This is a genomic window from Staphylococcus sp. GDB20D11A, assembly GCF_016893255.1.
In the GTDB taxonomy this organism is placed as follows: Bacteria; Bacillota; Bacilli; order Staphylococcales; family Staphylococcaceae; genus Staphylococcus; species Staphylococcus aureus.
Map to the genome: position 1 here is coordinate 1 of NZ_JAFEPJ010000029.1, position 3,659 is coordinate 3,659.

General features: G+C 32.2%; 5 protein-coding genes. 1 reads left to right on the plus strand and 4 read right to left on the minus strand.

All coding sequences use genetic code 11. The features are described from left to right. The 3 genes from JV528_RS13125 to JV528_RS13135 form a co-directional block, all read right to left on the minus strand. Positions 1-602 (minus strand): rolling circle replication-associated protein (locus tag JV528_RS13125; RefSeq protein WP_463674763.1); only part of this gene is annotated, 602 nt, incomplete at its 3' end. Positions 603-1,349: 747 nt separating this feature from the next. Beyond that, positions 1,350-1,664, minus strand: coding sequence for a hypothetical protein (locus tag JV528_RS13130; RefSeq protein ID WP_204254848.1), 315 nt, complete (start codon positions 1,662-1,664; stop codon positions 1,350-1,352). A gap of 5 nt (positions 1,665-1,669) precedes the next feature. Next, positions 1,670-2,881, minus strand: a complete 1,212-nt coding sequence (locus tag JV528_RS13135; RefSeq protein ID WP_204177731.1) for an alpha/beta hydrolase family protein — start codon at positions 2,879-2,881, stop codon at positions 1,670-1,672. Between the two features lie 31 nt (positions 2,882-2,912). Here JV528_RS13135 and JV528_RS13140 point away from each other — a divergent pair, with 31 nt between their 5' ends. Next, positions 2,913-3,335: a DUF1433 domain-containing protein gene (locus tag JV528_RS13140; RefSeq protein ID WP_204177732.1), complete on the plus strand. Its 423-nt coding sequence runs from the start codon at positions 2,913-2,915 to the stop codon at positions 3,333-3,335. A 2-nt stretch (positions 3,336-3,337) separates the two neighbouring features. Here the strand turns inward: JV528_RS13140 and JV528_RS13145 are convergent. Continuing rightward, positions 3,338-3,659 (minus strand): hypothetical protein (locus JV528_RS13145; RefSeq protein ID WP_204254849.1); only part of this gene is annotated, 322 nt, incomplete at its 5' end.

Below are 3,659 nucleotides of genomic sequence, written 5' to 3' on the forward strand. Positions count from 1 at the left end.
GTAATATACTTCGCTACGTATACACCAACATTATCTACATTATCAATCGCATTAATACATAAACTACCGCTATATTTTCCCTTTTGCCATACTTTTAATAAATCAGCTTGTTTAATAAAAGGTAAATTATAAAAAACCACGTGATAATGTAATGCACCCCGCGTTTGACGTTCTACACAACACGTATATTTCAGGCGATTTTTCTTATCTCCAAATACAAAATAATTCAAACGTTTAATAAATTTTCTGAATTCCGGATTAGCTGTCTCATGATTTTTAATATTTGATTTAAATGTTAACGTAACAAATTTTGCTTTCTCTGTGCCCCATGCACCAATATTCGCATTAATTAAACGCTTTAAATGTTTCTGACTACGATTTAACGATGTTTTTAAATTCAACATATCTTTTTCAAATCGCTCCTGCTCAGTCATTCCATTACTGCCAATTTCCACCCTATCGGTATTAACTTCTTTATTCAGTTCACGAACATAGCCGTTTTCACTTTCATAAATTTCTGTTATACTACCGGTAGAAATGATTTTATATTTAGATACGGAAATTCGTTCTTCCGTTCTCAATTTGTCAAAAAAATCACGCATATATGTATCGCCTCCTATTTCCGCCAAAATTAGGGGGCACTTTTTATGCAATTTTTAATTACGTTACAAACACATCATAACATTTTTGTATCTAAACATCATCCTTATGTTTTCTGGGATAGCGACACTTTTTCGACTTTTGTGTCACTATAAATAAATTAAGTATAGAAGAAACTCGTCACAAGTGACGAATTTCTTCTAGTTTTGATGGCTTAAAACAGCACCTAATTTTTCCAATTGCGCTACGCTCCGCTATGGCCTTTGGGCTCCGCCCAGCCACCCGCAATTTCCAAAATTTTACGGTGCATTTTAAGCCTATCAAAATAACCTAAACCTTTATGCGCTTCCTCACACTCTTTTTTAAACGCTAAAAACACAACTATCTTTATTTTTTATTCCAATTTCCATTTTGAACAGAAACTTTGAGCTGTATGTTTTTCTGTTGGTGTTTTCTTGGGATTAATCTCAATTCAAACCCCACCAACATTTTCAACAAGTTGAAATAACATACAGCTCTTTTCTTTTTCAAAATGTTTTCTCGGCATAAAAGTTCAATATTCTTATTTTGCATTTTAAGCTTGTTTTTAGACCGTTCTATTCTTCTGAATGGTTTTGTATACTAACTACAATTACTTCTTGTTATATGCCTTTTAAATAACCTTAAAATTGATTTTGAATATAAAAACCTCAAAGGATTATCATCATTATTAAAATATCTATTAAAAAAACGCTAACAAAAGTTAACGTCTACCAAAACCAACTACCCACTTTACAACTTTTCTCTGCGTCCTCTGCTGTCCATCTCATACCTGCGATATCTTGCTTATATTGAGTCAATTGTTCCATTGCTCGTTCAGCCGTTTTACCTTCGCAATATTCTTCAATATCACTATTTTTATTATTTACCGTCGTTTGCCAATCCCAAATATCATCATCGATGGATTTAATTTTTGATTTCGCATCTTCAACTTTTGTTTGTAGTTCACTTTTCATAGCCTGCTTAAACTCGGATAAATCACTTCGTTCTTCTATGCTTTCCGCAATATCATCAATTAAACCCATATACATTACCTCTCAAATATTTTATATAATTCACCAATTTCTTTATCTCGAGATTCCATCTTTTCACTCGCATGTATTAGTTTACCTGCGAAAGATTCAATATTCTTTCGAATACGGCTCAATTCACTCATAACTGTCTCAAATGCGGTGTCATTATAAAATTCATATTTGCCCGATACAGATAACTCTTCCATATAATCTTCTATATCAGAGGGCTTTATATGCTTATAATTGCCTGTTCTTATTTTTTCCATATATTTTCTTTCAATACGTTTCGCAGCCGCCTTCGTATCGTCCATATACTTTTGATAGGCTCTAATCGCACCATCTACAAACGCACATGATGCTTTCAAATCACTTGCTATCTTGGACATTTCATCTGTATTCATTTTAATATGAACATTATCCCTACTAAAACTGAATGTATCCATGCCATGCCCCAATATCGGATTGAAGATCTCATAAAAATGATCCATTTTGGCATCTTCTCCATGTATTTTTAATCCAATACGCTGTGAAAATAAATCACTGTTACCTATCACATCTGAATCATGTACATAATTAAAGAATTTACCATCATATTTTTCTGGGCGATAATTCGCTTTAATTTCATCTGGCAACCAATCAAATGTATTCGGTGCTGAAAAAGTACGTACACCATCAAAGTCATACATCACACCATTCATTAACGCTAAACCACCGCCCAAACTATGTGCTGCACCATATACATACTTCGGTTTTTGGTCTTTAATTAACGCACCTGTAAATATATACGATTCCTTACTTTGTGATATCGGATTTGTGATTACATTTTGTGAGAAATCAGCTAAACCTGTATCATAACCTGTTACTTTTTTATTCAAATCTCCATATATCTCTATCTCTTCTTTTGTCGGTGGCGTTCTTAAACCACCACCAAACTTTGCGCCTGCTATCTTCGCATCTTCTACAATATCCGAACCAAAATCCTCAGTAAGATTTGTCCCTGCGTATATCATATATAACTCGTCTTTATTCACTTTACCATCTTTTTCAATCGGCGATACACCAGCCATCTTCAAGCCATTAAACTTATTTTGGCGAAAACCTAAAACTTTAAATTTAACTTTTTCTTTATTTGAATATTTTACTGTTATTTGCTTTTGATTTGGTTTAATATCATATGCTTCTTTAGCTAATCTCATATATGTATTATCTTTATCATGTAAGTCATTCATAAAATCACCTCATTTTAGGAGTTGTTTATCTATGTCAAAAAAGAACATTTTAATCTTTATTAGTATTATATTTATTATATTAATCATTATTGGAGGCGTCTATCTTAAAATGAAATATGACGAACGCGAAAAACAAAAAGAAATCTACTACAAAGAACAACAAGAACGTATTACACTTTATCTCAAACATAACACCAAAGAACCCAATACTATTAAATCCGTCCATTTCAATAATTTGAAACAAGGACCAATGGGCGATGCCGTTATTGAAGGTTATATCAACAGCAATAAAAAAGATAATTTTGTTGCTTATGGCGCTCCTCAAGATAATTTTCAATTTGAAGGTGACATGATAGAAAGTGAAAAACTAAGCAAATTATTAAAAAATGCAGAAGATTTAAAATCACCCGACGAAATCAAAAAAGAATTAGAACAAAACAAGAAAGACCACTAACTCTAGTGGTCTTCTTTATCTTTTAGTTTTGGTTTAATTTGTCTATAGTGCACATCATTACCATCAAACGTATTTTTAAAATGAAAATTATCTACTTGATAATCCTCAGAATTCGCCTGTGCTAATAAAGCACTAATTTTATCATAATCGTTTGTATATTCTATTTCAGGCTGGATTAGTCCACGACTACTAAAATATAATTTCTTCGCTGATAATTTACTGAACTTATTAATCACATCGCCCTTACCCATAGATTTTAAAACATTTTCAAACTGAGGAGAGTAATCACTCGCTAACTGCATTTTCATATCTTCAATCTCTTTG

Excerpts from the sequence above, each read along its gene's own strand:
- JV528_RS13130 (WP_204254848.1), bottom strand. The coding sequence starts at position 1,664 with ATGGGTTTAATTGATGATATTGCGGAAAGCATAGAAGAACGAAGTGAT.
- JV528_RS13135 (WP_204177731.1), bottom strand. The coding sequence starts at position 2,881 with ATGAATGACTTACATGATAAAGATAATACATATATGAGATTAGCTAAA.
- JV528_RS13140 (WP_204177732.1), top strand. The coding sequence starts at position 2,913 with ATGTCAAAAAAGAACATTTTAATCTTTATTAGTATTATATTTATTATA.